Genomic DNA, 21,968 nt, shown 5'->3' on the forward strand with positions numbered 1-21,968 from the left:
CGCTGCGTCTAGCCGACGCTCCTTGCGACCAGTCGCCCGATGTCGGCGAACAGCGTCGCCTGGCTGGGGAGGTCGAGGGTCGTTCCGCTCAGGAACGCGGCCACCGCATAGCTCCGCCGCGCCTCCCCGGGCAGGCTGGCGACGCCGACGTCGTTGAACGCCAGGCTGAGGCCCAGGTGGACGCCCGAGGTGCCGATCTTGTGCGCGAACCGCCAGTCGCCGGGCAGGCCGGCGCGGATGCGGTCCGCGCCACGGGGCGTGTCGAGCATCAGCCGGACGAGCTGGCGCGTGCCGGCCGGTGACAGCAAGCGGCTGGCGTCGAGGAGCGACAGGAAGTCGAGCATCCCGCGCGGCGTGGCGGTGTCGCGCGGATCGGCCATGTAGGCGCGCATCGCGGCCAGGCGCCGTTCCTGCGGGACGGCGTCTCGGGCGATGGCGAAGGTCGGGCCCTTCCACTCCGCGCGGAACGGGGCCATGCCGTAGGCTTCCGGCTGCAGCTCCCGCTCGTAGCGGTCGACGCGGACCTCGACGATGCGCCGGGCCTGCAGCCAGGCGGTCAGGGCGCCAGGCCCGCCGACGCGCGCCATCAGCACGTCGGCCGCGGTGTTGTCGCTGTCGGATACCGCCGCGGCGATAAGCTCGCGGACCGTGTAGTCGCGGCGGACCGGCCAAGCGTCGGCGATGGGCGAGTGGCCGGGGGCGAGGTCCACGTCGCGGATGGCGACAACCTCCTCCGGCCGCAGCCGGCCCGCCTCGGCCTCGGCCAGGGCGAAGGCGCCCAGCGGCGCCTTGAAGACGCTCTGCATGGGGAAGGGCCGGTCGCCATTCAGGGTCCAGTGCTGGCCGGAGTCGAGGTTCATCAGCCCGAAGCCCAGCAAGCCTGGCCTGGCCCGCTCGGCCAGCTTCGGGACCTCCTTCGCCAGCCGCTCCACGTCCAGCGCCGGCGTGGTGGCCGCCGTGAGCCGCTCGCCGTCTCCGCAGGCCCCCAGCAGCAGGGCTGCGCCGCCCCCCGTGATCAGGCGGCGCCTTCCAAGACTTGCGCCCATGCCGTCCGGCGTCTGAAAAGGCCGCATGGCCGAAGCCTCCCCTGCCGCACCTGTCGTGATCCTGACCGCGCCCCAGCTGGCGGAGAATATCGGGGCTGCGGCCCGTGTCATGGCCAACTTCGGGCTGGACGGGCTTCGGATCGTCAATCCGCGGGACGGCTGGCCCCAGGAGCGCGCCTGGGCCTCGGCCTCCGGCGCGGATTGGCCGCTGAACGCAGCCCGGGTGTTCGACACCGTCGCCGAGGCGGTCGCGGACCTGCAGCTGGTCTTCGCCACCACCGCGCGACCGCGCGAGCTGCAGCTGCCCATCCTCACGCCCAGGCAGGCGGCCGCCGAGCTGGCGAAGGCGACGGGGGAGGGGCTGCGCACCGGCCTGCTGTTCGGCGGCGAGCGGGCGGGGCTCGAGACCGCCGACATCGCGCTCTGCGCGGGCGTGGTGACCATCCCCATCGATCCGCGCTTCCGCTCGTTGAACCTCGCCCAGGCCGTCGCCATCAACTGCTACGAGTGGCGCCTGACCCAGGCCGACCGGCCGCCGCCGGCCTTCCGCGAGGGGCCGCCGCCCGCCGACGGGGCGGCCATGCTGGGCCTCTTCGAACACCTGGAGCGGGAACTGGAGACCTCCGGCTTCTTTCATCCGCCGGAGAAGACGCCGGCTATGGTGCAGAACCTGCGCGCCGCCCTTTCCCGCGCCCGCTTCTCGGACCAGGAGGTGCGCACCCTGCGCGGTGTGGTCACGGCGCTGTCGCGGGGCCGCGGCAAGGTGCTGGAGAAGATCGCGCGGCGAAAGGCGGAGGAGGGCGACGTATGAGCCTCAAGGCGCTCCTGGAGAGTCTGCCGATCCCGATCGTCCAGGCCCCGATGGCTGGCGCCTCGTCGCCGGAGATGGCGCTGGCGGTGAGCCGGGCCGGCGGGCTGGGCTCGGTGGCCGCCGCGGCCTTCACCCCCGATGACATCGCGACCGCGGCGACCCTGGTGCGGGGGGGCACCGACGCCCCATTCAACATGAACCTGCTGGTCAACAGCTCGCCGGCCCCGGAGAGCGTTGACCTGGACTCCGCCCTGGAGCGTCTGAAGCCCTGGTACGATGAGCTCGGCGCGCCGCTGCCGGAACGGCCCAACCGCTTCGCCATCGACTTCGACGCCCAGTTCGACGCGCTGCTCAAAGCCCGGCCGGCGGTGGCCTCCTTCGCCTTCGAGATGATCAGCTCCGAGCGGGTGAGGGCGCTGCAGGCGGCCGGCAGCTATGTGGTCGGCACCGCCAACACGGTGGCGGAGGCGAAGGCCTGGGCCCAGGTCGGCGCAGACGGGATTTGCGCCCAGGGCATGGAAGCCGGCGGGCACCGCGGCAACTTCATCACCGGCATTGAGGAGAGCCTCGTCGGGACCATGGCCCTGCTCGCCACGGTGCGCCAGGCGGTGGACCTGCCGGTGATCGCCGCCGGCGGGATCATGGACGGCAAGGCCGTGGCCGCCGTACTGGCCATGGGCGCGGACGCCGCCCAGATGGGCTCAGCCTTCCTGCTGGCGGACCAGGCCATCGTCTCGCCGCTGCACCGCGAGGCGATCCGCCAGGCGCCGGACGATCCCACGGGGCTGACGCGGGCATTCTCCGGCCGCTATGCCCGCGGGTTGGAGAACCGCTTCATGCGGGAGATGCGGGCCATCGAGGACGACCTCCCCGCCTATCCGGTGCAGAACCGGCTGACCCAGCCGCTGCGCTCGGCGGCGGAAAAGGCCGGGAACCCCGAGATGATGTCCCTTTGGGCCGGCCAGGCCATCAAGCTCGCCGAAGCGGGCGACGCGGGCGAGCTGGTCACCCGCTGGTGGGCGGAAGCGAAGGACGCGGCCCGCGCACTTGCGGCGCGGACGGGTTCGTGAGGGTTGTAGCCACGCCGCAGGGGCGCTATCCGGCCAGCCGGAGGAAGCTTTGATGTCGGCCACCCGAGTCCTTGCCGCCGGCGCGGCGCTCCTGCTGATCCTGGGCCTGGGCCCCACCGCGGCGGCTCCGCCGCGCGGGACCGCCGAGCGCGGCGTGCGCAAGACGCTGATGCGCCTCAACGACCGGCTGGCGCGGCGCGACATGGCGCTGCTGGACGATTTCGCCAGGGGCGAGGACACGCTGATGGTCGGCTCGGAGGTGGGCGAGGTGGCCCGCGGCCGCGCCGGCATCGAGGCCCGCCTGAAGCAGATCTTCGAGCAGGCCGAGACGCTCGCCTTCTCCTGGCGGGAGGTGGAGGTGGCGGTGCACGGGCACGTGGCGTTCCTCCACGCCGAGGGCGAGGCGGTGATCGGCGCCGAGCGGCGGCCCTACCGCCTCACGGGCGTGCTCCAGCTGCACGACGGCCTGTGGCGCTGGCGCCTGTTCCACGGGTCGGAGCCGCACGGCTGACCCCATCTAGGAGTCTTCCATGAGCCAAGGTCCCTGGAGCCACCACCGCAGCAGCAGCGTGGCCGACGACATCGACTTCGAGATAAAGGGCCAGGAGCTGCAGTTCGTCGAGATCGAGCTGGATCCCGGCGAGAGCGCCATCGCCGAGGCCGGATCGCTTGTCTGGAAGGATGCGCCGGTCGAGATGACCACCGTCTTCGGCGACGGCTCGGGCGGCCAGGGCGCGGGGTTCATGGGCAAGCTGCTGGGGGCCGGCAAGCGGCTGATCACCGGCGAGAGCCTGTTCACGACTGTCTTCACCCACTCCGGCGCCGGCAAGGCCCGAGTGGCCTTCGCCTCACCGACGCCGGGCGCGATCCTGCCGCTGAACCTCGCCGAGGTGGGTGGGACGCTGATCTGCCAGAAGGACGCCTTCCTGGCTGCCGCCCGCGGCGTCTCCATCGGCATCCAATTCCAGAAGCGTGTGATGACCGGCCTGTTTGGCGGCGAGGGCTTCATCATGCAGCGCCTCGACGGCGACGGCTGGGTCTTCGTGCAGATGGGCGGCACGGTGGTGGAGCGCACGCTCGCGCCCGGCGAGCAGATCCACGTGGATACCGGGTGCCTGGCCGCCTACACGCCCGGCGTCGACTTCGACCTGATCATGGCGGGCGGCGTAAGAAGCGTGTTCTTCGGCGGCGAGGGCCTGTTCTTCGCGCAGCTGACGGGGCCGGGGAGGGTTTGGATCCAGTCGCTGCCCTTCTCCAGGCTGGCCGGCCGGATGATGCAGGCCGCCCGCGGCATGGGCGGCAACCGCGGCGAGGGCTCGGTGCTCGGCGGCCTCGGCGACATCATCGGCGGCAACAGCTGATCTGACGCAATCAACTTGGCAGTAAGGTTCGAATGGTGAAGGTTGCGGCCTTCAACAGGGAGACCTCAATGCGTCTGACCATGATCCTGGCCGCTACGGCCGCCACGCTCGCGCTTTCCGCCTGCTCGCAGAAGACCGAGGACAAGGCTGAGGCCACGGCCGACAACGCCGCCGCCACCGCCAGCTCCGCGGCCACCGACACTGCGGCGAACACCGCGGCCGCCGGCGACGCCGCCGCGGGCGCTGCGAACAACGCCGCGGACGCCACGGCCGGCGCCGCGAACGCCGCGGGCGACGCCGCCCACGACGCGACGACCAGCAGCACCACGACCACCACGACCGAGAAGCACTAAGCTTTTCGCGCGCGGGCCGCGGACCTGTTCCGCGGCCCGACGCAGCGGCGTGAACTTGACTCCGCCGCCCCTCCCCAGCATATACGCCGCCTTCCAGCCGCCGGGCCTGCCCGCGCGGGCCGGAATCTATACGGGTCGATCCGAAGGCCGCCGTTGAGATCGCGCTTCCATCAGGGGGCGCCGGCTCGGGTCAAAACGAAGAGTGTCTGATGTCCAAGCGCCATAGCGCCAAGTACAAGCTCGACCGCCGGATGGGCGAAAACATCTGGGGTCGCCCGAAGTCCCCCATCAACTCCCGCGCTTATGGCCCCGGCCAGCACGGCCAGCGCCGCAAGTCGAAGGTCTCCGACTTCGGCCTGCAGCTGCGCGCCAAGCAGAAGCTGAAGGGCTACTATGGCAACCTCACCGAGAAGCAGTTCAGCCGCATCTATCAGGAAGCCGCGCGCCGGAAGGGCAATACGTCGGAGAACCTGATCGCGCTGCTGGAGAGCCGGCTGGACGCCATCGTCTACCGTTCCAAGTTCGTGCCGACCCCGTTCGCCGCCCGCCAGTTCGTCAACCACGGTCACGTGCTGGTGAACGGCAAGCGGGTGAACATCCCGTCCTACCGCGTGAAGCCGGGCGACGTGATCTCTGTGCGCGAGCGTTCGCGCAACATGGCCCTCGTGCTCGAGGCCCTGCAGTCGCAGGAGCGCGACGTGCCGGACTACATCACTGTCGACGGCAAGGGCATGGCGGCGACCTTCGTCCGCGCGCCGGAGCTGGCCGAGGTGCCGTACCCGGTGAAGATGGAGCCGAACCTGGTCGTCGAGTTCTACGCGTCCTAACCAGGGACCAACCCGGCAGAGTTTCGAAGGCCCCGGAGCGATCCGGGGCCTTTTGCTTTGGCGCGGCCTGTGGCGGAGTGGGGCCGATGGACCGCCGGCTCTTCGTCTTCGCCGCCCTGACGCTGCTGGCCGGCTGCGCCACCGCCCCGCCTGTGATCGAAGCGCCGCCCGGCTCGGCCCTGCAGGAGCTGGAGCCGCTCTACGCAGCCGTCGCGGGGCGCGATGCTCTCACCATCACCGTCTCGTCCGGCGGCTGCACCACCAAGGCCGACTTCGTCTTCTACGTTGAGCGGCGTGGCGGAGCGGTCACCCTGGCCTTCGGGCGCAAGCGCCTCGACACCTGCCGGTCCTTCGCCATGGGGCGCACCGACCTCTCCTTCACCTGGGCCGAGCTCGGCCTGCCCGCCCGCACCCCGGCCTTCCTGCTGAATCCGCTGATCGCCTGGACAGGTCCCTGAATCGACAGCGGCTTCCGTTGCGGTAGTGTTCGCCTGTGGGCAAGACGATGGGTGCACTGAAGCCTTTCATACTCGGCGTGGTCGGCGGCCTGCTGCTGCTGGTCTCGCCGGCGCAGGCGGCCTGGACCAGGGCCGAGACGGAGCGGTTCGTCGTCTACGGCGACGTCGCCGATTTCATCGTCCAGGACTATGCCGCGCGGCTCACCGCGTTCGACGCGGTGCTGCGCTTCTTCCATCCGCCGCCCGCCAGGGCGCGGCCGCAGAAGCTCAGCGTCTACATCGTCCGCAACAGGGGCGAGCTGCAAAACATCCGGCCCGGGCTCTCGCCACTGGTCGCAGGCTTCTACACGGCCTCCCGGCGCGGGGTCTTCGCGGTGACGGCGATCGACCGGGAGATCAACGAAGACGACACCCTGTTCCACGAATACGCCCACCACTTCATGCTCGAGAACTTCCCGGGCGCTTACCCCGCCTGGTACATCGAAGGCTGGGCCGAGTACTTCATGACCGCCGAGCTGACGCCCAACGGCATGAAGGTGGGGGACTACAACCCTGGCCGGATCGCGTTCCTCGGCGGCAGCGGCTGGCTCCCGATGGATCAGGTGATCGGAAAGCGGCAGGCCGAGCGCGATCCCGAGAAGACCCTGCGCTTCTACTCGCAGGCCTGGCTGCTCACCCACTACATGCGCAGCGATCCGCAGCGTGCGGCGCAGCTGGACAAGGCGATCGTCGCGATCGCCAATGGCGCGGAGCCGGTGAAGGCGTTCCAGGACGCCACCGGCATGAGCATGAACGAGCTGCAGCAGGCGCTGCGCCGCTACACCACCCTGCGCATGATCGAGGTGAAGGACATCGGCAAGGTGAAGCCGCCGATGACGGTAACGCGGATGCCGGCCTCGGCAGAGGACTTGCTGCTGGATCGGCTGCGGATCACCGCCTCCGGCGGAAACAAGCCGGACCCCGAGTTCGTGACCCAGGTGCGGCGCGCCGCGGCTAAGCACCCCGGTGACAAGTTCGCTGAGCTGACGCTGGCGGAGGCCGAATTCAGGTTCGGCGACGTGGCGGCGGGAGAGGCCATCGTCAACCGCCGGCTCGCCGCGGAGCCGGACGACGTGGAGACGCTAACGGTTGCCGGCTGGGGGCAGATCGAGGCCGGAGAACGCGAACCGGGCAAACGCGCCGAACGCTTCCGCGCCGGCCGACCGCACCTTGTGAAGGCCTACCAGCTCAGCCAGGCGGATTTCCGGCCCCTGTACGGCTACGTCTACAGCCGCACGGTCGAAGGGTTCTTCCCCACCGAGAACGACATGCTGGCCTTGCTGGAGGCGCGCAAGCTCGCCCCCTCTGTCGACGAGGTGTCGATCCTGGCCGGCATCACCCTGCTGGCGCAGAACCATCCGGAGGACGCCCGACGCGTGCTGGAGCCGGTGGCCAACAACCCGCACGGCGGGGGCGCGGCCGCCCAGGCGCGGGCCCTGCTGCAGGCGAAGTCGCAGGCGGACATCAACGCCGCCGCAGCGGCGGGCGAGGCGGAGGACCAAAGGGAAGGCGGGGGCCGCCCCTAGCCGAACATCTCCAGCATCCAGGGCGGCACGCGGCGGGGCTTGCCGGTGGCCTGCTCGATCAGGACCCAGGTGGTGACCAGCTGGGCGCACATGGCGCCGTCGGGCCCGTCGATGCGGACGTAGCGGTCGAAGCGTGGGCCCTCGGCGGCCTCGGAGACCCAGGTGCGGCCGTGGGCTGTCTCGCCCAGTTTCAGCTCCCGGCGGTAGTCGATCTCGTGGCGAAGCGCGACCCAGACCCATTGCGCCTGGGCCTCGGCCGGCGCCTTCGAGCGCCAGTGGGCGGTGGCCAGCTCTTGAGCCCAGCGCAGGTAGACCACGTTGTTCACGTGGCCGTTCTCGTCGATGTCCGAAGGCTGCGGCGCGAAGTCGAGCGTGAAGACCTGGCGACCGGCCGCCGGCTCGATCAGCCGGCTCAAGCGGCGAGCACGCCCTGTTCGGCCAGGAAGGTCTTCAGTTCGCCGTTCTGGAACATCTCGCGGACGATGTCGGCGCCGCCGACGAACTCCCCCTTCACGTAGAGCTGCGGGATGGTCGGCCAGTCGGAGTAACTCTTGATGCCTTCGCGCAGCGCATCGCTCTGCAGGACGTCGACGCCGACGAAGTCCACGCCGAGGTGGTCGAGGATCTGCACCACCACGGAGGAGAAGCCGCAGCGGGGTTCTTCCGGGACGCCCTTCATGAACAGGATCACCGGGTTCTCGGCGACGGACTTGGAAATCCAGTCGTGGACGGGGTTCTGCGCGGCGGCGTCGGTCATCGGTTCGCCCTTTCGGCGAGGCAATTCGTGGCCCAAGAGCTAGGGAGCGGCGCCTTCGGGGTCAAGCGCCGCCGGAGCGCAGGGTCTGCTCGAGGCGGCCGGCCAGGCTCGGGTGGTAGGTCGCGCGGGCCTGGCCGAAGTACTGCCGCGCAAGCCGCCGGCCCCAATCGCCCTGGCGGGTGAGGCCGGTGTAGAGCGGGCTGACGAGCAGGCCGCGGCCCACGCTGGCGAGGAAGGCGGGCAGTGCAGCGATCACGGGGCCGAGGTCTCCAGCGCCAGAGCGTGCAACTCGCCGCCCATCTTGCCCTTCAAGGCCGCGTAGACCAGCTGGTGCTGACGGACGCGCGGCAGGCCGGCGAAGGCCTTGGACACGATGCGCGCCCGGTAGTGGTCGTTGTCGCCAGCGAGGTCCTCGATGACGATCTCGGCGTCGGGGAAGCCCTCCCGCAGGGCGGCTTCCAGGTCGGTTTGGCTCATCGGCATGACGCCGGCTTAGCACCTCAGTCGATGATCGCCGAGTAGATGATGTTCTTCAGCTGGCCGCGGAAGTTGAAGGTGGCCGAGGGCATCAGCTGGGTCATGAAGACGACGCTGAGGTCCTCCTTCGGGTCGACCCAGAAGATCGTGGAGGCCGCGCCGCCCCAGTAGTAGTCGCCGACGCCGAGGCCGCCGCTCTCCACCTGGCCCAGGGTCGAGGCGAAGCCCAGGCCGAATCCCACGCCGTCGTAGGCGGTCTCGGAGAAGGCGCCGATGGCGAGGTCGGTGAGGGTCTTGCCGCCGGGCAGGTGGTTCATGTGCATGAGCTCGACGGTGCGGGGTCCGAGGATCCGCTGGCCGTCCAGCTCGCCGCCGCGGCGGAGCATCTCGCAGAAGCGCAGGTAGTCGGCGCTGGTGCCGGTCAGGCCGCCGCCGCCGGACTTGAAGCCGGGCTCCTGGTTGAACTTGCTCGTCTCGGGGTCGTCGATCAGCTTGAGGGTCTTGTCGGCCATGCGCTGGTAGTTGGCGGCGAAGCGGTCCTGCTTCTCCGGCGCCACCTGGAAGGCGGTGTCCTTCATGCCCAGCGGCTGGAAGATCACCTCGTCGAGGTACTGGGCGAGCGGCTTGCCGGAGATCACCTCGACGAGCGCCCCGCAGACGTCGGTGGCGAGCGAGTACATCCAGGCGGCGCCCGGCTGATAGCGCAGCGGCACCTGGCCCATCTTGTCGAGGAAGGCCTGCATGCTGTCGGCGCCGTCCAGCGAGCGGATCTTCAGGCCCTGGTAGATCTTGTCGATCGGGTGCTGGAGGCCGACGCCCGGCAGGCCGCCGCCGTAGGTGAAGCCGGCGCTGTGGCTGAGCACGTCGCGGAAGGTCACCGGCCGGTTCGGCTTCTCGGTGACCGTGTCGTCACCCTCGCCGGACACCCAGACGCGGTGGTTGCGCCAGGAGGGGACGAAGCGGTGCACGGGGTCGTTGAGCTGGAAGTAGCCCTGCTCGTAGAGGCTCATGAGCGCGACCGAGGTGATCGGCTTGGTCATGGAATAGATGCGGTAGATGGTGTCGTCTCGAGTGGCCTTGCCGCGCTCGCGGTCCATCAGGCCGAAGCTCTTGAAGTAGGCGATGTGCCCGTGGCGGGCGACGGTCACCTGGGCTCCGGTGATCTTGCCGCCGGCGATGTAGTTGCGCTCCAGGTGGTCGGTGATCCGCTCCAGCCGGCCGGCGTCCAGGCCCGTCCACTGTGATTGGGCGTCCATCGTCTTCCTCCCACTCTTCGTTGCCGCCATCATGGGACCGAAAGGGGACCCGATGGAAGAGCTTGAGGCCCTCGCGGCCGAGGTGGGCGAGCGCCTGAAGGCCCGCGGCGAGACGGTCGCGGTGGCGGAGAGCTCGTCCGGAGGCTTGCTGTCGGCGGCGCTGCTGAGCGTGCCCGGCGCGTCGAAGTACTTCCTGGGCGGGGCGGTGGTCTACACACCCAAGGCCCGGGTCATGCTCATGGACATCCCGCGCGCACGGCTGGAGGGCATGCGCTCGGCGAGCGAGCCCTATGCCTTGCTGCTGGCCCAGACCGCGCGCGAGCGGTTCGCCGCCACCTGGGGGATTTCCGAGACCGGGGCGGCGGGGCCCACCGGCAACGGCTACGGCGATGCGGCCGGCCACACCTGTATCGCCATCTCCGGCCCGGTGGAGCAGGCGCTCACGGTGGAGACGGGAAGCGACGACAGGTCGGCGAACATGCGGGCGTTCGCCCGCGAGGCGCTGGAGCTGCTGAAGCGCGCGCTGGGGTGATGTTACACGCGGCGTCAGGCCTACTTGCACGAGTCAGCGCGACAACTCTCGAAGCCAGCTAAGTATCTGATGCACAATGAGAAAGATCGCGCATCAGTGTATAGCTCGCGCTCTTGAGAGCCTAAAGCCCGCGCGGCGCGCATTGTCGCAGGCTAGACGACGCCGCCGATCAGGCCGCGGCTGAGGGCTTCGTCGGCGTCCAGGTACCAGTTGTTCCTGGACCGGCGGATCACCTCGTCCAGCGGGACGCGGCTGCCGGCGACCAGGGCCTCGAAGCCCTCGCGTTCCAGGCGCAGGCCCGCCTCGCATTCCGCCAGCAGGACCTCCAGGCGCTGGCGCACGGCATCCAGCGGACCGTCCAGCTCGACCGTCTGGGTCAGGCTGCGGCCGTGGATCAGCAGCATGGTCCCCCGGGCGAGCCAGCGGTCGGCCGGCGGGACGGAGCCCAGGACGGTGACGCCGGCGGAATAGACGGTCGCCTTCCCGAAGACGATCACGCGGCGGCCGGTCCGCTCCCGCAGGAGCCGGATCTCCGTCGCGATGCGCCGGCCCACGTCGGCGTCACCGCCCGGCGTGGTGATCTCGACCACGAGGGGATCGCCCTCTGCGGCGTCGAGCGCGCCCAGGAAGGTCTGCAGCATCGCGTCGTCGACGCTGCCGGCGAGGCGCACCTGCGGCCGCGCCAGCGCCTCGGGCGGCGCGGTGGCCGGCGTGACCTGGTTCATGCGGCCGAGGGCTATTTCTTGCGCTGCGAGTCGTCGCGGCTCTTGCCGCCGCCGGAGGCCGGCTTGGTCTCGCTGTTGCGCTTCTCGTGCTGCGAGCGGTTACCGCCCTTGCGCTGGGCGTTCTGCTGCTGGCGCGTGGTGTCCTGTTGCTGCTTGGGCATGAGTTGCTTCCCTGGTGTTTGGATCCCAGGGAGGCAACGTCCGCTCAGGCGGCAGGTTGCGACTGCTCAGCCGGCTGGGCGACGAAGCCCGGCCAGTTGTTCATGTACTCGACGAACCTGGGGCTCAGGCCTTCCTGCGCCAGGTACTGCGGCGTGACCGGGAGGGCGATGGGGGTGAATTCCGGGTCGCGCGCGCGTTCGGGGAAGTCGTGGTGCAGGATGGCGGCGCGGCCGATCAGGACGTAGTCGGCGCCCTTCTCCAGCATCTCGGCGGCGCGGGCCGGCGTCGTCACCTTGCCGGCGACGCCCAGGCGCACCTGGCCCCGCTCCAGCTCGGTGAAGAAGCTCATCAGGCTGCGGCCCTTGTGCTCGGCCTCGGTGGGCTCCTTCACGACGTCCCAGAGCGACATGTCCAGGTAGTCGATCTTCCCGGCGCGCAGTATCTCGGCCGCGACGTCGCGGATCTCCGCCAGCTTAAGGCCGAAGCGTTCCGGAGAGAGCCGCAGGCCGAGCTGGAAGTCCGGACGGCAGCGGGCGCGCACGCCGTCGATGATCTCGAGGATCACCCGAGCGCGGTTCTCCAGGCTGCCGCCGTAGCGGTCGTCGCGGCGGTTGATCTCGGGCGAGAGGAACTGGGCCAGGATGTAGCCGTGGGCGCCGTGGATCTCGACGCCGTCGAAGCCGGCCTGCTGGCTGCGGACGGCGGCGGCCACGAAGTCCTCCACCAGCTGTTCCACCTCGCCGGTGGAGAGCGCCCGTGCGCCCGTGTCGGGATCGTCGGACGGGCAGACCGGCTGGCCGACCAGCTCCTTGGGCGAGCGGTTGCCGGCGTGGTGCATCTGCAGCGCCGCGACGCTGCCTTCCGCCTTGATGGCGGCGGCCAGCCGGGTGAGCCCCTCCAGGTGCTCGTCGCCGAACACGCCGAGCTGCCCGGGGAAGCCTTGCCCCACGGCCTGCACGTGCGCCGCGCAGGTCATGGTCAGGCCGAAGCCGCCCTTGGCGCGCAGGGTCAGCCAGCGGAACTCCTCGTCGGAGAGGCGCCCGTCGGGATGGCTCTGCGTGTTCGTCAACGGCGCCAGCATGAAGCGGTTCTTCATGGCCGGGCCGTGCTGGAAGGCCAGCGGCTCGAACAGAGCCTCGTGCGACGTGGTCATGCGGCGGGGTCCCCAAACGGTTGTTTGAACAGTTAGGGGCTTGGGCGCTGCGCTGCAATCGCGTCGCGCCGTCGCGAGGCAGGAACCTCCCGGCTCCTGCGCCATCCAAGGGTGGTAAGCTGGAGAATATCCCGATGGCCGCCGCACCTGCCCTAGAGTACGCCACTCTGCCCGAGCCGGAACTCGCCGCCCTGGCGCGCGGCGGCGACCGCGAGGCGTTCCGGGCGATCATGCAGCGCTGCAACCAGCGGCTATTCCGCACCGCCCGCAGCGTGGTGCGCGACGACGCCGAGGCCGAGGACGTGCTGCAGGAGGCCTATACCCGCGCCTTCAAGGCCATCGGCGAGTTCCGGGGCGAGGCAGGGATCGCCACCTGGCTGACCCGGATCGTGCTCAACGAGGCGCGTGGCCGGCTGCGCGCGCGCCGGCCCACCGTCGACCTGGCCGAGGTGGAGACCGCCCAGGCCGGGGCCGGCCAGGTGCTCGTCTTCCCGTCCCGCCTGGGGGGAGAGGACCCCGAAGGCAGCGCCGCCCGGGCCGAGATCCGCCGGCTGCTCGAGCGCGCGGTCGACCAGCTGCCGGAAGGCTTTCGAGTGGTGTTCATCCTGCGCGAGGTGGAGGAGTGCTCGGTCGAGGAGACCGCCCAGGCGCTGGGCCTCAAGCCGGAGACGGTGAAGACCCGGCTGCACCGCGCGCGCAGGCTGCTGCGCCAGGCGCTGGACGCCCAGGTGGCCGACGCGCTCACCGGCGCCTACCCTTTCCTCGGCGCCCGCTGCCTACGGATCACGGAGGCGGTGCTGGCGAAGCTCTAGGCAGACGCCGCGTTCGGCGTGGTAAATTCAAGGTAACGCCGCGGCGTTTGAAGTAGTAAGTGGGTAACTCCAAGTCTACTATTTCGTGTTCACGCGAATTTAATGCTCCTCCTCGATTTATCTCCGCACACGGATGGCAGAAGACCATCTGAGATCATCGAGAAGGATTGAGTTCAATGTTCAGCTTTACCGCCCGCATCGCCGGCGCCGCCACCCTGGCCCTCGCCGTCCTGCCCGTGGGCGCCCTGGCCACCTCCGCGCAGGCCGCTCCGGCCGCCGTCCAGGTCCGCGACCTCGACCTGAACACCACCGCCGGCCAGCGCGCTTTCCAGCAGCGCACCGAGCAGGCGGCGCGGGCTTTCTGCCGCACCCGCACCAACCCGGGCAGCATGACCCGCATGGGTCGGGTCTGCATCGCGGCGGTGACGGTCGAGATGAACGAGAAGCTGGCCGTCGTGCAGCAGGCGCGCCGCGCCCAGCCCGAGGTCTACGCCGCCCGCTAAGGCCGTCTCGCGGGTCCGACCACTATCCGGACCCTGGCGCCGGAAGAGCCCCTCCCTTTGCGGGAGGGGCTTTTTCTTTGCTTCCGGCGAAAACATGAACGTCGGGTAATACTTAAGATGAACGCGGCGTAATATTCTTAAATCGCTGTCATTACCTCGTATTCACGGGACTGGTTGGAGAAGCAGAAGTATTCACTCGGTCAAGGACGGCCCCGCCGCCCACACCATTCAGACCGAAGGACGGATACGATGATCAACTACGCTGCTCGCCTCGCCGGCGCCGCCACCCTGGCCCTGGCCGCCCTGCCGATGGTCGCCCTGGCGACCACCGCCCACGCCGCGCCGGCCACCATCCAGGTGCGCGACCTCGACCTCGGCACCGCCGCAGGCCGCGACACCTTCGAGCGCCGGGCCGACCGCGCCGCTGAATCCTTCTGCAAGGCGCAGAAGCGCCCGGCCAGCCGCGTCCGCGCCGCCGAAGCCGAGTGCATCGCGGCCGTGAAGGCCGAGGTGGCCGAGAAGTTCACCGTCGCGCTGGCCGCCCAGAAGGCCCAGCGCGGGGTCTACGCCACCCGCTGACGGCCGGGCTCCTCCCCCCGGACCATCCCGGGCCGCCGCCGCGGCCCGGGTCCCGCCTTCCACAGACGGGATCGGTCCGGATCCGCCGTCACTCTCCAGGCCCCTCCCTGCTCCCGGGGAGGGGTCTTCCTTGTTTGCGGGAGCTCAGGTTTCGGGGAGGCTGCTGGCGCCGAACGGCGCTGAACCCTCAAACCCACTGCCTCCACCCCATCCCAATCCTTTCCCGTCGAGGGGAAGGGCTTTGGCGTCAGGCGTCGGCCGTCTTCAGGATCGAGATGACGCTCTCGGCGAGCTCGTGGGGGTTGAACGGCTTGGGGAACATCACCGCGCCGTCGACCCCGAAGCGGTTCAGGTGCGCCGCATGGCCGGTGATGTAGATCACCTTCAGATTGCGATTGAGCTGGCGGGCCCGTCGCGCCACGTCGAACCCGGTGGTGCCGGGTCCCAGGTTGATGTCCGCCACGAGGACGGCGAACTCCTGCGCCCGCGCCTCGAGCATGTCGTAGGCGCGCTGGTCGTTCTCGGCGCACACCACCTGGAGATCATGTTCGGCGAAAGCCTCGACAATGATGTCGCGAACGTCCGCCTCGTCTTCAACGAGTAGAACAGTGGTCATTCAGCCTCAAGCCCTCGGCCGGTCGCCTACTCGACATAGAGGCGAACGTCCATCCGGAATCCTTGAACTTTTTGCGAGGCGTGTCGGTTTCCCGACCCCCGGCCACATCTTGAACCGTGACTGTGGCCATGCGAGGGCAGAGCTTATGACCGACACGCCTCCCGACCGCCTGTCCGTGGACCCGGACAGCCCCTTCTATGACGCCGACGTGCTGGCCCGCGACGTGGGCATCCGGTTCAACGGCCAGGACAAGACCAACGTCGACGAGTACTGCGTCTCCGAGGGCTGGATTCGCGTCGTGGCCGGAGCCGCCAAGGACCGCCGCGGCAAGGCCCTGACCCTGAAGCTCTCCGGTACGGTCGAGCCCTACTTCCGCAACGGCTAAGCTGCGTCGGCAGGTCGCACCGCCTGCGACAGGAGGGCACCTAAGCGTAGCCGTTCCGTCAGTGACATAACCTCGTCATCTGGGCGGGACCAAAAACATGTTCGATCTGTCGGTGGTCGCCCAAGGCGGCCTGTGGCTCCTGGTAGACGACGAAGAGGGCGAGCTGGGGACGTACGCGACCCAGGCGGAGGCCCTGGCGGCCGCCCGCGACTACGCCCGCGTCGATGACGAGCCGCGCTACGTGCTGATCCACGAAGAAGCCGGGGACTGGGACGAGACCCTCGTCGAGCCGCCCCCGCTGCACTGACCTTTTCCCTCCCCGGACGGGGAGGGACAGCTCGCCAGAGCCGGGCGAGGAAGTGGCGATCAAGCGCTGACTCTCCCCAGGAGGGGAGAAGGCGCGTCAGGCGCTGACTCTCAGATCCTGCCCCACACTTCCTCACCCTGGCCGCTGGGGGGGGCCGGTCCCTTCCCGGAGGGAGGGAAAGGCCGCGCCCTAAGCCGCGTCGACCAGCACGACTTCGGCGTCTTCCAGCGCGGTGATGCGCAGCACCGACTCCTGGGTGATGGCCGCGCCGTCGCGGGCGTCGAGGCGCACGCCGTTGACCTCCACCGCGCCCACCGCCGGCACCAGGTACGCATGGCGATCGGGGGCGAGCTGGTACTCCGCCGTCTCGCCGGCCTTGATGGTCGCACCCGCGACCCGCGCATCGGTGCGGATCGGCAGGGCCTCGTCGTCGCCGGGCAGGCCGGAGGCCAGGGTCACGAACCTCCCGGCGCGGTCGGCCTTGGGGAAGGGCCGCGCGCCCCAGGCGGGCGCGGCGCCGCGGGTCTTCGGCTCGATCCAGATCTGGAAGATCCGCGTGGTCTCGTCCTCGAGGTTGTACTCGGCATGCCGGATGCCCGTGCCGGCGCTCATCACCTGCACGTCGCCGGCCTCGGTCCGGCCCTTGTTGCCCAGGCTGTCCTGGTGGGTGATCGCCCCGTCGCGGACGTAGGTGATGATCTCCATGTCCGCGTGCGGGTGCGGCGGGAAGCCGGAACGCGGGGCGATCTCGTCGTCGTTCCAGACGCGCAGGGCGCCCCAGCCCATCCGCCTGGGATCGTGGAAGCTGGCGAAGGAGAAGTGGTGCCTGGCCTTCAGCCAGCCGTGGTCGGCGCCGCCGAGGCCGTTGAACGGTCGCTTGTCGATCATGTGAGGTCCCTTTCGGGAGCATAGATAAGCTTCTGGTTCTGTGGAGAAAGCGGCCGCGCCGCACAAGATTGCTTCCAATCCGGAGAAGATCGCCGGCGCCCGAAACAAGCAGAGCCGGCCGGGCGTTGAGCGTGGCGATAGATCTGGAAGGAACGCCTGCCCATGAACAAGACCCTGACGACGCTCGCGGTCGCGACCCTGGCCCTGCCGTTCGCGTGGTCCTGCGCCACCGACAAGGGCCCAAATGCCTCGGCCACCACCGGGACCACCACCAACGCCTCCAGCTCGGGCGGCGCATCGGCGCCCACCGGCAGCTCGACCGGCGCGTCCACCACCACCGGGGCGCAGACCGGGACCAGCGCCAACACCGGCACGACCACGGGCACCCGGCCCTCGACGGGCGGGATCCCGTCCCTGGTGAACGTGAACCTGCAGAACGTGCTGAACGACCTCTCCGTCCGGCTGCAGATCGACCGCGCCAACGTGCCGGTGAACATCCAGCTGCCGATCGAGCTGGCCGCCAACGTCTGCGGCGTCTCGGTGAACGTGCTGTCGGTGTCCACCGGCGGCCAGGCGGCCTGCAGCGCCAAGACTGCGCCGCAGGAGCTGGCGCAGGTGGTGCAGCAGCAGATGGCGGCCGGCGGCTCGGTGGGCGGCGGCGCCCAAGGCGGCTCCTCGGCCTCGACGGGCTCGTCCACGCCGGCCTCGGGCACGGCGACCAGCGGCGCGTCGGGCACCGGAGGCACCTCCACCGGGACGACCGAGACCACCACCACGCCGCGCTAGCCGCGGCGCTTCAGCCTCCGTTCATGCAAGCGTCGCCGTAATGGCAGCGAGGGCACGACGGAGGCTGGACAATGCTGAAGCACTTCATGGTCCTGGCGGGGATCGCCGCGCTCGCCTGGGCGGCGATCTCGCAGGCGCATGCGCAGCCGTATCGCGGGCGCGGCCCGTCGGCGACGCTGTACGACCGCCCGAACTTCGAGGGCCGGCAGGTGACGATCACCGGGGATGTGGCGAACCTGTCGAACTACAATTTCAACGACCGCACCCACTCGCTGCGCCTGCAGGGCCGCTGGCGGCTGTGCGAGCATTCGGACTTCGGCGGCCGCTGCGTGGAGCTCACCGGCGACGTGCCGGAGCTGAACACGGTGGCCATGGCCGAGCGGATCACCTCGATCGAGCCGGTAGGCGGCGGCGGTGGACGGCCGGGGCCGGGGCCGTTCCCCGGCGGCGGCGGCGGATACGGCCGCGGCGAGCGGGGCGTGGAGGGGCACAACACTGTGTTCTTCCCCAGGCCCACGGTCCGCGGGCTGGACGTGGCGGCGGGGTCTAACGGCGCCAACGTCTTCTGCCGCGAGCAGGGGCTGGGGCCGGCGGCGCACTTCGACTCCAGCCAGCGGGCCGGCAGGGCCATCGGGCCCGAGGGCCAGGTGACCGGCCCCTCGAGCGTGCTGCGCGACCTGCTCTGCCGCAAGTCTTGAGCCGGGCGCGGGTTTTGGGTGAGGTGGGCCCCTGACCTCGGGGGCCCACCGCCATGTTCCGTCGCCTGCTTGCGCTTGCCGCCGCGCCGTTCCTGATCGCCTGGCTGCTGCCGCTCGAGACGTGGCAGCCTCTGGATCCCGAGAACACCCTCGTCATCGAGACCACCAAGGGCCGGATCGTCGTGGAGATGCGCCCGGAGTTCGCGCCGCTGGCCGTCCAGCGGGTGAAGCTGCTGGCCCGCGAGAAGGTCTACGACGGGCTGCAGTTCCACAGGGTCATCGAAGGCTTCGTCGCCCAGACGGGCAATCCCAACAACGAGGACGGCGGGGTCTCCGCCCACCCGGACCTGCCGCCGGAGTTCCAGTTCCGGCTGCCGCCGGCGGGGCCGCAGACGGTGGCGGTCCGGCGCAGCGACGGCATCGAGGGCTTCGTGGGCTCAACGCCGTTCGCAGGCGTGTCCGAGAAGGAGACCGCGCGCGCGCCCGACGGGCTGGTGCGCGGCTGGGGCGCCTATTGCGCCGGCGTGGTGGGCATGGGGCGGCAGGCGGACCCGGGGAGCGCCAACAGCGAGATCTTCTTCATGCGCGAGGCGGCGCGCCGGCTCGACCACGAGTACACGGTGTGGGGACGGGTGGTGCAGGGGCTGGACGTGGTGCGCGCCATCAAGGTGGGCGAGCCGCCGGCCGATCCGGATCGGATGGTGCGGGTGCGGGTCGCCGCAGACCTGCCGCCGGCGGAGCGGCCGCGGGTGGAGGTCGCAGCGCAGGGCGAGCACTTCGAGGCCCAGCTCGCGATGCTGCGCAGGCTGAAGGGGGCCGACTTCACCGTGTGCGATGTGAACGTGCCGGTCCGCACCCGCTGAGGTTGCGACAACACGTAGCAGTCCGGACCAACTCACGTAGTTGGTGCATTAGGCCGACGCGCCCTATCGCTGAGGTTGCGGTACTGTTGAGGCGTCCATGAAATACGAAGTCATCGAACAGGCGGGAGCCTGGATCGTCCAGCACGACGGGGTCGAGGTCGCCCGTTTCCCTGAACAAGACCAGGCGCTTGTCGAGGTTTCACGCCGTCTGGGCGAGGCCGAGGTGGGCGAAACCGGGGCTTCGCTGGCGGTCCGCTACCAGGCGCGCCGGGCGGGTTAGGCCTGAAAACCCAACCTACAGCAACTTCAGGGGAATTCGCTTTCGAACTGAGGCGATGCGGCGCATGGTGAGGCTTCGTCGGCCATGGATCATGGACCCGGCGATCGAGAGAAGAGGCTCTGCCCGCCACGGGAGACCCGTACTCCCGCCATCCGTGTAGGGGACGCGTGATGCCTTACTTCTGTTACATCCACCGATCGAGCGGCGGCGTGCCCCATTTCGAGGTGCTTCCGCAGGCCGGCCGCGAGGACGCCCTTCGCCGGGCCGCCGAACTGCTGGCCGACCGGCTGGACGGCGAGCGGGCGGAGGTCTGGGAGGGCGAGACCCTGGTCCAGACCTTGGCCAGGCCGGTCGCCGCCTAGACGCGCATCTCGAAGTAGGCGGTCTGGCTGCCCGCCGAATGGCCCAGCATCTGCAGCCGGAACGTCGATCCGCCCTCCAGCGTCAGCTCGCCTTCGCCCTCGCGGAACGCCGCCTCGGCGACCTCGGGCGTGGTGCAGATCGATCCGCGCAGGCGCAGCGGTCCCGGCCGCAGGCTCGCCGGGTCGCCCAGGATCTCGTACGCCACCGGCCCCTTGAAGCCGCGGAACTTCAGGTCGCCGGTTCCGGGGAACGCAGGGAGCTTCTTGCGGGCGTGCGCCATCGGATCTCCTTTGAGACACGATAACGGCCCACGCGGGGTTTCGATCCGTCGCGGGCTATCTTTTGCGTAGGGATTTCAGGCCTTATCGCGGCGAAGCCTGATCACGCAAAGCGGCCCGTCCCAGACCTCGACGCTGTGGCAGTGGGCCAGGCGCTCCTGCGCAAGCGTCCGCAGCCGGTCGCGGTCGTCGCCGCGGAGCTCCTGCGTAAACGCCGGCTCGCCCCCCTCGTCGAGGCCATAGAGAAGGAGTTCCTGCACGCAACCTGCCCCCAAAGGTGGCGGGACCATAGGGCTTGCACGCGAAGCCTTCTGCCCGCATCCCGACATAAGGAGTCAGGCGGCGGAGGAGGGCTCCTGGGACGGGGCCCGCGCCTGCCTCGCCGCCGCGATCAGCCGCCGGGCCGACTCCTCGGCGGCCTCGGGGGTGAGCGCGACGGAAACCGCGTCGGGACCGAGGATCACCACCTCGCCCTCGATGACGCTGACAGTCATCGGCTCCGGATAGGCTTCAGTACCCTGCATCTAAACAATTCACCTGCAGTCACCCTGTGCGGCCGTGAACCGCCGCCGCCGGAGGAGTGTTCCGCGGACGTCGCATTGCACCCCATAGCGCTGTTCCGCGTTAACGCCCCGATGGCCTGGGACAACCACTTCCTCGACAGCCTCGACGCCGCCGACACCGCGGCCCTGCGCCCGCACCTGGAGGAGGTGGACCTGGTGCGCAACGTGGTGCTCGACGAGGCGGGATCGCCGATCACCACCGTCTACCTGCCCAGCAGCTGCATCCTGTCGGTGGTGACGGTGATGAAGGACGGCTCCCAGGTGGAGAGCCGCACCATCGGCAGCGAGAGCGGCTACGGCCTGTTGCACGCCCTGGGCTCGCCGCTGTCGTTCGAGCGGATGACGGTGCAGGTGAGCGGCCGCGCCTGGCGGCTGCCGCTGGAGGCCCTGAGGGCAGCGTCGGAGAACAGCCGCGCGCTGCGCCGCGCCATCGTCCACCACGCCCAGGCGACGATCATCCAGTCGTCCCAGGCGACCGCCTGCAACAGCCTGCACGGGGCCGAGCAGCGCCTGTGCCGCTGGCTGCTGCTGACCCAGGACCGGCTCGGCTCCGACGTCCTGCCGCTGACGCAGGAGCACCTGTCGATCATGCTGGGCGTGCAGCGGACGACGGTGACCGCGCTCGCCTCTGAGCTGCAGGCCCGCGGCTTCATCTCCTACGTGCGCGGCAAGATCACGGTGAACGACCGCCCGGCGCTCGAGCGCTGCACCTGCGAGTGCTACGGCGCGATGCAGCGGGGCGCCGCCGAACTGCTGAAGGACCTTCAGCGGAAGACGTAGATCCCGCCGGTGACGCTCGCGGGCGCCTCGGCGAGGCCGCGGACCTCCAGCCTGACCCGCCGCGCGCCGCAGACGCAGCGCAGCCGCTCTTCCAGCGCTTCCACCGGATGGCGCGCCAGCCCCTGGCAGATCCACGGCTTGGGGTCGATGCCCGCCTGCCGGCCGCAGCGGCAGACCGCCCACAGGCTGGAGCGGGCCTGGGTGGCGTGGCCCAGCCGGGGCGCGCCGTACGCGACCGTTGCGATCTGATGCGATGTCCCGTCCGCCATGGCGCGCCTCCGTACCTAGAACAAAAGCAGAACTTCGCGCGTCGCGCGACTCCCCGGAAGCTGTAGCTGAGGCGAAGTGCAACCCTGGGGGAGAGGGGCAGGCTCCGGAACCCGTCAGCGCCTGTCCGGTTGACGCGGCACGAACGGAGATGCCGATGCCGAACCCGAGACGGACACGAACAAATGCGGCCGATTCCGCCCCCGGAGTCGACGACGGACGCATCAACGCCGGGCGCTCCTCCTCTCGGTCCGCGACGCCGGGCCGCGGGATCGTCTGGGTGCTGGTGGCGCTGACGCTGCTGGCCCTGCTGGCGATCTTCTGGCTCAGGCCGACCAACGACGAAGCGGACCCCATGGTGCGGCCGGGCGCCACCCAGAGCGAAATCCAGAACAGCACCATCCCGGGCGCGGACAACCGCAACCCGGCGGCCCAGAACCGCTAGGC

36 protein-coding genes are annotated in these 21,968 nt (G+C 70.0%); 21 read left to right on the forward strand and 15 right to left on the reverse strand.

The features are described 5' to 3' along the window. Window positions 1-8 precede the first annotated feature (8 nt). Window positions 9-1,073, reverse strand: a complete 1,065-nt coding sequence (gene bla / locus VIL76_RS05655; protein ID WP_332044022.1) for a class A beta-lactamase — start codon at window positions 1,071-1,073, stop codon at window positions 9-11. Here bla and VIL76_RS05660 point away from each other — a divergent pair. From VIL76_RS05660 to VIL76_RS05695, 8 genes are all read left to right on the forward strand, one after another. After that, window positions 1,072-1,857, forward strand: coding sequence for an RNA methyltransferase (locus tag VIL76_RS05660; protein ID WP_332044023.1), 786 nt, complete (start codon window positions 1,072-1,074; stop codon window positions 1,855-1,857). The genes bla and VIL76_RS05660 overlap by 2 nt on opposite strands. Next, window positions 1,854-2,927, forward strand: a complete 1,074-nt coding sequence (locus VIL76_RS05665) for an NAD(P)H-dependent flavin oxidoreductase (RefSeq protein WP_332044024.1) — start codon at window positions 1,854-1,856, stop codon at window positions 2,925-2,927. Before VIL76_RS05660 ends, VIL76_RS05665 begins: the two co-directional genes overlap by 4 nt. A 52-nt stretch (window positions 2,928-2,979) precedes the next feature. Next, window positions 2,980-3,438 carry a nuclear transport factor 2 family protein gene (locus VIL76_RS05670; RefSeq protein WP_332044025.1) on the forward strand — a complete coding sequence of 153 codons (459 nt, stop codon included), beginning with the start codon at window positions 2,980-2,982 and terminating at the stop codon, window positions 3,436-3,438. Window positions 3,439-3,457: 19 nt separating this feature from the next. Next, on the forward strand, window positions 3,458-4,288 hold the full coding sequence (locus VIL76_RS05675; RefSeq protein ID WP_332044026.1) for a TIGR00266 family protein: 831 nt from the start codon (window positions 3,458-3,460) through the stop codon (window positions 4,286-4,288). 68 nt (window positions 4,289-4,356) lie between these two features. Continuing rightward, window positions 4,357-4,641, forward strand: coding sequence for a hypothetical protein (locus VIL76_RS05680; protein ID WP_332044027.1), 285 nt, complete (start codon window positions 4,357-4,359; stop codon window positions 4,639-4,641). 209 nt (window positions 4,642-4,850) lie between these two features. Next, window positions 4,851-5,468, forward strand: coding sequence for a 30S ribosomal protein S4 (gene rpsD / locus VIL76_RS05685; protein WP_332044028.1), 618 nt, complete (start codon window positions 4,851-4,853; stop codon window positions 5,466-5,468). A gap of 86 nt (window positions 5,469-5,554) precedes the next feature. Then, the gene (locus VIL76_RS05690; RefSeq protein ID WP_332044029.1) at window positions 5,555-5,926 is read left to right on the forward strand and encodes a hypothetical protein; all 372 of its coding nucleotides are present in this window, start codon (window positions 5,555-5,557) and stop codon (window positions 5,924-5,926) included. A gap of 47 nt (window positions 5,927-5,973) precedes the next feature. Continuing rightward, window positions 5,974-7,491, forward strand: a complete 1,518-nt coding sequence (locus VIL76_RS05695) for a hypothetical protein (RefSeq protein WP_332044030.1) — start codon at window positions 5,974-5,976, stop codon at window positions 7,489-7,491. Here VIL76_RS05695 and VIL76_RS05700 read toward each other — a convergent pair. The 5 genes from VIL76_RS05700 to VIL76_RS05720 form a co-directional block, all read right to left on the reverse strand. After that, window positions 7,488-7,907: an acyl-CoA thioesterase gene (locus VIL76_RS05700; protein ID WP_414695414.1), complete on the reverse strand. Its 420-nt coding sequence runs from the start codon at window positions 7,905-7,907 to the stop codon at window positions 7,488-7,490. The two genes, VIL76_RS05695 and VIL76_RS05700, sit on opposite strands and share 4 nt — an antisense overlap. Continuing rightward, window positions 7,904-8,248, reverse strand: a complete 345-nt coding sequence (grxD, locus tag VIL76_RS05705; RefSeq protein WP_332044031.1) for a Grx4 family monothiol glutaredoxin — start codon at window positions 8,246-8,248, stop codon at window positions 7,904-7,906. The genes VIL76_RS05700 and grxD overlap by 4 nt, the downstream gene beginning before the upstream one ends. 61 nt (window positions 8,249-8,309) lie before the next feature. Further along, entirely contained in the window at window positions 8,310-8,504 is a 195-nt protein-coding gene (locus VIL76_RS05710; RefSeq protein WP_332044032.1) for a leukotriene A4 hydrolase C-terminal domain-containing protein, read from the reverse strand. Further along, window positions 8,501-8,731 carry a BolA family transcriptional regulator gene (locus tag VIL76_RS05715; RefSeq protein WP_332044033.1) on the reverse strand — a complete coding sequence of 77 codons (231 nt, stop codon included), beginning with the start codon at window positions 8,729-8,731 and terminating at the stop codon, window positions 8,501-8,503. Before VIL76_RS05715 ends, VIL76_RS05710 begins: the two co-directional genes overlap by 4 nt. Before the next feature lie 17 nt (window positions 8,732-8,748). Next, entirely contained in the window at window positions 8,749-9,981 is a 1,233-nt protein-coding gene (locus VIL76_RS05720) for a serine hydrolase domain-containing protein (protein ID WP_332044034.1), read from the reverse strand. 52 nt (window positions 9,982-10,033) lie between these two features. Between VIL76_RS05720 and VIL76_RS05725 the strand changes: the two genes are divergently transcribed. After that, entirely contained in the window at window positions 10,034-10,513 is a 480-nt protein-coding gene (locus VIL76_RS05725) for a CinA family protein (protein ID WP_332044035.1), read from the forward strand. Window positions 10,514-10,665: 152 nt separating this feature from the next. Here the strand turns inward: VIL76_RS05725 and VIL76_RS05730 are convergent, their stop codons facing one another. The 3 genes from VIL76_RS05730 to VIL76_RS05740 are packed head-to-tail and all read right to left on the reverse strand — an operon-like array spanning window position 10,666 to window position 12,553. Then, window positions 10,666-11,238 (reverse strand): ATP-dependent Clp protease proteolytic subunit, encoded by a 573-nt coding sequence (locus VIL76_RS05730; protein WP_332044036.1) that lies wholly within the window; start codon window positions 11,236-11,238, stop codon window positions 10,666-10,668. An 11-nt stretch (window positions 11,239-11,249) separates the two neighbouring features. Further along, a complete protein-coding gene (locus tag VIL76_RS05735) occupies window positions 11,250-11,399 on the reverse strand; it encodes a hypothetical protein (protein WP_332044037.1) in 150 nt (49 codons plus the stop codon). 44 nt (window positions 11,400-11,443) lie between these two features. Next, window positions 11,444-12,553 carry an NADH:flavin oxidoreductase gene (locus VIL76_RS05740; RefSeq protein ID WP_332044038.1) on the reverse strand — a complete coding sequence of 370 codons (1,110 nt, stop codon included), beginning with the start codon at window positions 12,551-12,553 and terminating at the stop codon, window positions 11,444-11,446. A gap of 134 nt (window positions 12,554-12,687) precedes the next feature. Here VIL76_RS05740 and VIL76_RS05745 point away from each other — a divergent pair, with 134 nt between their 5' ends. The 3 genes from VIL76_RS05745 (at window position 12,688) to VIL76_RS05755 (ending at window position 14,447) form a co-directional block, all read left to right on the forward strand. Next, window positions 12,688-13,365, forward strand: a complete 678-nt coding sequence (locus VIL76_RS05745) for an RNA polymerase sigma factor (protein ID WP_332044039.1) — start codon at window positions 12,688-12,690, stop codon at window positions 13,363-13,365. Window positions 13,366-13,541: 176 nt separating this feature from the next. Beyond that, the gene (locus tag VIL76_RS05750; protein WP_332044040.1) at window positions 13,542-13,868 is read left to right on the forward strand and encodes a UrcA family protein; all 327 of its coding nucleotides are present in this window, start codon (window positions 13,542-13,544) and stop codon (window positions 13,866-13,868) included. A 249-nt stretch (window positions 13,869-14,117) separates the two neighbouring features. After that, a complete protein-coding gene (locus tag VIL76_RS05755; protein ID WP_332044041.1) occupies window positions 14,118-14,447 on the forward strand; it encodes a UrcA family protein in 330 nt (109 codons plus the stop codon). A 247-nt stretch (window positions 14,448-14,694) separates the two neighbouring features. Here VIL76_RS05755 and VIL76_RS05760 read toward each other — a convergent pair whose 3' ends face one another. Beyond that, window positions 14,695-15,063: a response regulator gene (locus VIL76_RS05760; protein ID WP_332044042.1), complete on the reverse strand. Its 369-nt coding sequence runs from the start codon at window positions 15,061-15,063 to the stop codon at window positions 14,695-14,697. A 145-nt stretch (window positions 15,064-15,208) separates the two neighbouring features. On the opposite strand from VIL76_RS05760, the gene VIL76_RS05765 reads away from it, so the two are divergent. After that, complete coding sequence (locus tag VIL76_RS05765; protein WP_332044043.1) at window positions 15,209-15,448, forward strand: DUF3297 family protein; 240 nt, start codon at window positions 15,209-15,211, stop codon at window positions 15,446-15,448. A 97-nt stretch (window positions 15,449-15,545) separates the two neighbouring features. Beyond that, window positions 15,546-15,755 (forward strand): DUF2188 domain-containing protein, encoded by a 210-nt coding sequence (locus VIL76_RS05770; RefSeq protein ID WP_332044044.1) that lies wholly within the window; start codon window positions 15,546-15,548, stop codon window positions 15,753-15,755. A 189-nt stretch (window positions 15,756-15,944) separates the two neighbouring features. Here the strand turns inward: VIL76_RS05770 and VIL76_RS05775 are convergent, their stop codons facing one another. Then, window positions 15,945-16,643: a pirin family protein gene (locus tag VIL76_RS05775; RefSeq protein ID WP_332044045.1), complete on the reverse strand. Its 699-nt coding sequence runs from the start codon at window positions 16,641-16,643 to the stop codon at window positions 15,945-15,947. A 162-nt stretch (window positions 16,644-16,805) separates the two neighbouring features. Between VIL76_RS05775 and VIL76_RS05780 the strand changes: the two genes are divergently transcribed. The 5 genes from VIL76_RS05780 to VIL76_RS05800 all read left to right on the forward strand — a co-directional run bounded on the left by VIL76_RS05780 (window position 16,806) and on the right by VIL76_RS05800 (window position 19,632). After that, entirely contained in the window at window positions 16,806-17,429 is a 624-nt protein-coding gene (locus VIL76_RS05780) for a hypothetical protein (RefSeq protein WP_332044046.1), read from the forward strand. A gap of 71 nt (window positions 17,430-17,500) precedes the next feature. Continuing rightward, window positions 17,501-18,127 (forward strand): beta/gamma crystallin-related protein, encoded by a 627-nt coding sequence (locus VIL76_RS05785; protein ID WP_332044047.1) that lies wholly within the window; start codon window positions 17,501-17,503, stop codon window positions 18,125-18,127. Between the two features lie 53 nt (window positions 18,128-18,180). Beyond that, window positions 18,181-18,990: a peptidylprolyl isomerase gene (locus VIL76_RS05790; protein WP_332044048.1), complete on the forward strand. Its 810-nt coding sequence runs from the start codon at window positions 18,181-18,183 to the stop codon at window positions 18,988-18,990. 97 nt (window positions 18,991-19,087) lie between these two features. After that, on the forward strand, window positions 19,088-19,270 hold the full coding sequence (locus tag VIL76_RS05795) for a hypothetical protein (RefSeq protein ID WP_332044049.1): 183 nt from the start codon (window positions 19,088-19,090) through the stop codon (window positions 19,268-19,270). Between the two features lie 170 nt (window positions 19,271-19,440). Continuing rightward, window positions 19,441-19,632 carry a hypothetical protein gene (locus VIL76_RS05800; protein WP_332044050.1) on the forward strand — a complete coding sequence of 64 codons (192 nt, stop codon included), beginning with the start codon at window positions 19,441-19,443 and terminating at the stop codon, window positions 19,630-19,632. Here VIL76_RS05800 and VIL76_RS05805 read toward each other — a convergent pair. The 3 genes from VIL76_RS05805 to VIL76_RS05815 form a co-directional block, all read right to left on the reverse strand. Further along, a complete protein-coding gene (locus VIL76_RS05805) occupies window positions 19,629-19,913 on the reverse strand; it encodes a hypothetical protein (protein ID WP_332044051.1) in 285 nt (94 codons plus the stop codon). The genes VIL76_RS05800 and VIL76_RS05805 overlap by 4 nt on opposite strands. 75 nt (window positions 19,914-19,988) lie before the next feature. Continuing rightward, entirely contained in the window at window positions 19,989-20,171 is a 183-nt protein-coding gene (locus VIL76_RS05810; RefSeq protein WP_332044052.1) for a hypothetical protein, read from the reverse strand. Window positions 20,172-20,246: 75 nt separating this feature from the next. Beyond that, entirely contained in the window at window positions 20,247-20,435 is a 189-nt protein-coding gene (locus tag VIL76_RS05815) for a hypothetical protein (protein ID WP_332044053.1), read from the reverse strand. A 111-nt stretch (window positions 20,436-20,546) separates the two neighbouring features. Between VIL76_RS05815 and VIL76_RS05820 the strand changes: the two genes are divergently transcribed. Beyond that, window positions 20,547-21,254 carry a Crp/Fnr family transcriptional regulator gene (locus VIL76_RS05820; protein ID WP_332044054.1) on the forward strand — a complete coding sequence of 236 codons (708 nt, stop codon included), beginning with the start codon at window positions 20,547-20,549 and terminating at the stop codon, window positions 21,252-21,254. Here the strand turns inward: VIL76_RS05820 and VIL76_RS05825 are convergent. After that, entirely contained in the window at window positions 21,239-21,523 is a 285-nt protein-coding gene (locus VIL76_RS05825; RefSeq protein ID WP_332044055.1) for a hypothetical protein, read from the reverse strand. The two genes, VIL76_RS05820 and VIL76_RS05825, sit on opposite strands and share 16 nt — an antisense overlap. A gap of 155 nt (window positions 21,524-21,678) precedes the next feature. Between VIL76_RS05825 and VIL76_RS05830 the strand changes: the two genes are divergently transcribed. Continuing rightward, window positions 21,679-21,966, forward strand: a complete 288-nt coding sequence (locus tag VIL76_RS05830) for a hypothetical protein (RefSeq protein ID WP_332044056.1) — start codon at window positions 21,679-21,681, stop codon at window positions 21,964-21,966. Window positions 21,967-21,968 lie beyond the last annotated feature (2 nt).

Source organism: Phenylobacterium sp. (assembly GCF_036563285.1).
In the GTDB taxonomy this organism is placed as follows: domain Bacteria; phylum Pseudomonadota; class Alphaproteobacteria; order Caulobacterales; family Caulobacteraceae; genus Phenylobacterium.

Bases quoted from the DNA above. Each gene is read 5' to 3' on its own strand.
- VIL76_RS05770 (WP_332044044.1), top strand. From the start codon at position 15,546: ATGTTCGATCTGTCGGTGGTCGCCCAAGGCGGCCTGTGGCTCCTGGTA.
- VIL76_RS05775 (WP_332044045.1), bottom strand. From the start codon at position 16,643: ATGATCGACAAGCGACCGTTCAACGGCCTCGGCGGCGCCGACCACGGC.
- VIL76_RS05820 (WP_332044054.1), top strand. From the start codon at position 20,547: ATGGCCTGGGACAACCACTTCCTCGACAGCCTCGACGCCGCCGACACC.
- bla (WP_332044022.1), bottom strand. From the start codon at position 1,073: ATGCGGCCTTTTCAGACGCCGGACGGCATGGGCGCAAGTCTTGGAAGG.
- VIL76_RS05780 (WP_332044046.1), top strand. From the start codon at position 16,806: ATGAACAAGACCCTGACGACGCTCGCGGTCGCGACCCTGGCCCTGCCG.
- VIL76_RS05760 (WP_332044042.1), bottom strand. From the start codon at position 15,063: ATGACCACTGTTCTACTCGTTGAAGACGAGGCGGACGTTCGCGACATC.
- VIL76_RS05795 (WP_332044049.1), top strand. From the start codon at position 19,088: ATGAAATACGAAGTCATCGAACAGGCGGGAGCCTGGATCGTCCAGCAC.
- VIL76_RS05720 (WP_332044034.1), bottom strand. From the start codon at position 9,981: ATGGACGCCCAATCACAGTGGACGGGCCTGGACGCCGGCCGGCTGGAG.
- VIL76_RS05825 (WP_332044055.1), bottom strand. From the start codon at position 21,523: ATGGCGGACGGGACATCGCATCAGATCGCAACGGTCGCGTACGGCGCG.
- VIL76_RS05765 (WP_332044043.1), top strand. From the start codon at position 15,209: ATGACCGACACGCCTCCCGACCGCCTGTCCGTGGACCCGGACAGCCCC.
- VIL76_RS05755 (WP_332044041.1), top strand. From the start codon at position 14,118: ATGATCAACTACGCTGCTCGCCTCGCCGGCGCCGCCACCCTGGCCCTG.
- grxD (WP_332044031.1), bottom strand. From the start codon at position 8,248: ATGACCGACGCCGCCGCGCAGAACCCCGTCCACGACTGGATTTCCAAG.
- VIL76_RS05660 (WP_332044023.1), top strand. From the start codon at position 1,072: ATGGCCGAAGCCTCCCCTGCCGCACCTGTCGTGATCCTGACCGCGCCC.
- VIL76_RS05750 (WP_332044040.1), top strand. From the start codon at position 13,542: ATGTTCAGCTTTACCGCCCGCATCGCCGGCGCCGCCACCCTGGCCCTC.
- VIL76_RS05675 (WP_332044026.1), top strand. From the start codon at position 3,458: ATGAGCCAAGGTCCCTGGAGCCACCACCGCAGCAGCAGCGTGGCCGAC.
- VIL76_RS05695 (WP_332044030.1), top strand. From the start codon at position 5,974: ATGGGTGCACTGAAGCCTTTCATACTCGGCGTGGTCGGCGGCCTGCTG.
- VIL76_RS05735 (WP_332044037.1), bottom strand. From the start codon at position 11,399: ATGCCCAAGCAGCAACAGGACACCACGCGCCAGCAGCAGAACGCCCAG.
- VIL76_RS05815 (WP_332044053.1), bottom strand. From the start codon at position 20,435: ATGCAGGGTACTGAAGCCTATCCGGAGCCGATGACTGTCAGCGTCATC.
- VIL76_RS05680 (WP_332044027.1), top strand. From the start codon at position 4,357: ATGCGTCTGACCATGATCCTGGCCGCTACGGCCGCCACGCTCGCGCTT.
- VIL76_RS05805 (WP_332044051.1), bottom strand. From the start codon at position 19,913: ATGGCGCACGCCCGCAAGAAGCTCCCTGCGTTCCCCGGAACCGGCGAC.
- VIL76_RS05670 (WP_332044025.1), top strand. From the start codon at position 2,980: ATGTCGGCCACCCGAGTCCTTGCCGCCGGCGCGGCGCTCCTGCTGATC.
- VIL76_RS05785 (WP_332044047.1), top strand. From the start codon at position 17,501: ATGCTGAAGCACTTCATGGTCCTGGCGGGGATCGCCGCGCTCGCCTGG.
- VIL76_RS05715 (WP_332044033.1), bottom strand. From the start codon at position 8,731: ATGCCGATGAGCCAAACCGACCTGGAAGCCGCCCTGCGGGAGGGCTTC.
- VIL76_RS05745 (WP_332044039.1), top strand. From the start codon at position 12,688: ATGGCCGCCGCACCTGCCCTAGAGTACGCCACTCTGCCCGAGCCGGAA.
- VIL76_RS05730 (WP_332044036.1), bottom strand. From the start codon at position 11,238: ATGAACCAGGTCACGCCGGCCACCGCGCCGCCCGAGGCGCTGGCGCGG.
- VIL76_RS05665 (WP_332044024.1), top strand. From the start codon at position 1,854: ATGAGCCTCAAGGCGCTCCTGGAGAGTCTGCCGATCCCGATCGTCCAG.
- VIL76_RS05690 (WP_332044029.1), top strand. From the start codon at position 5,555: ATGGACCGCCGGCTCTTCGTCTTCGCCGCCCTGACGCTGCTGGCCGGC.
- VIL76_RS05830 (WP_332044056.1), top strand. From the start codon at position 21,679: ATGCCGAACCCGAGACGGACACGAACAAATGCGGCCGATTCCGCCCCC.
- VIL76_RS05790 (WP_332044048.1), top strand. From the start codon at position 18,181: ATGTTCCGTCGCCTGCTTGCGCTTGCCGCCGCGCCGTTCCTGATCGCC.
- VIL76_RS05800 (WP_332044050.1), top strand. From the start codon at position 19,441: ATGCCTTACTTCTGTTACATCCACCGATCGAGCGGCGGCGTGCCCCAT.
- VIL76_RS05740 (WP_332044038.1), bottom strand. From the start codon at position 12,553: ATGACCACGTCGCACGAGGCTCTGTTCGAGCCGCTGGCCTTCCAGCAC.
- rpsD (WP_332044028.1), top strand. From the start codon at position 4,851: ATGTCCAAGCGCCATAGCGCCAAGTACAAGCTCGACCGCCGGATGGGC.
- VIL76_RS05725 (WP_332044035.1), top strand. From the start codon at position 10,034: ATGGAAGAGCTTGAGGCCCTCGCGGCCGAGGTGGGCGAGCGCCTGAAG.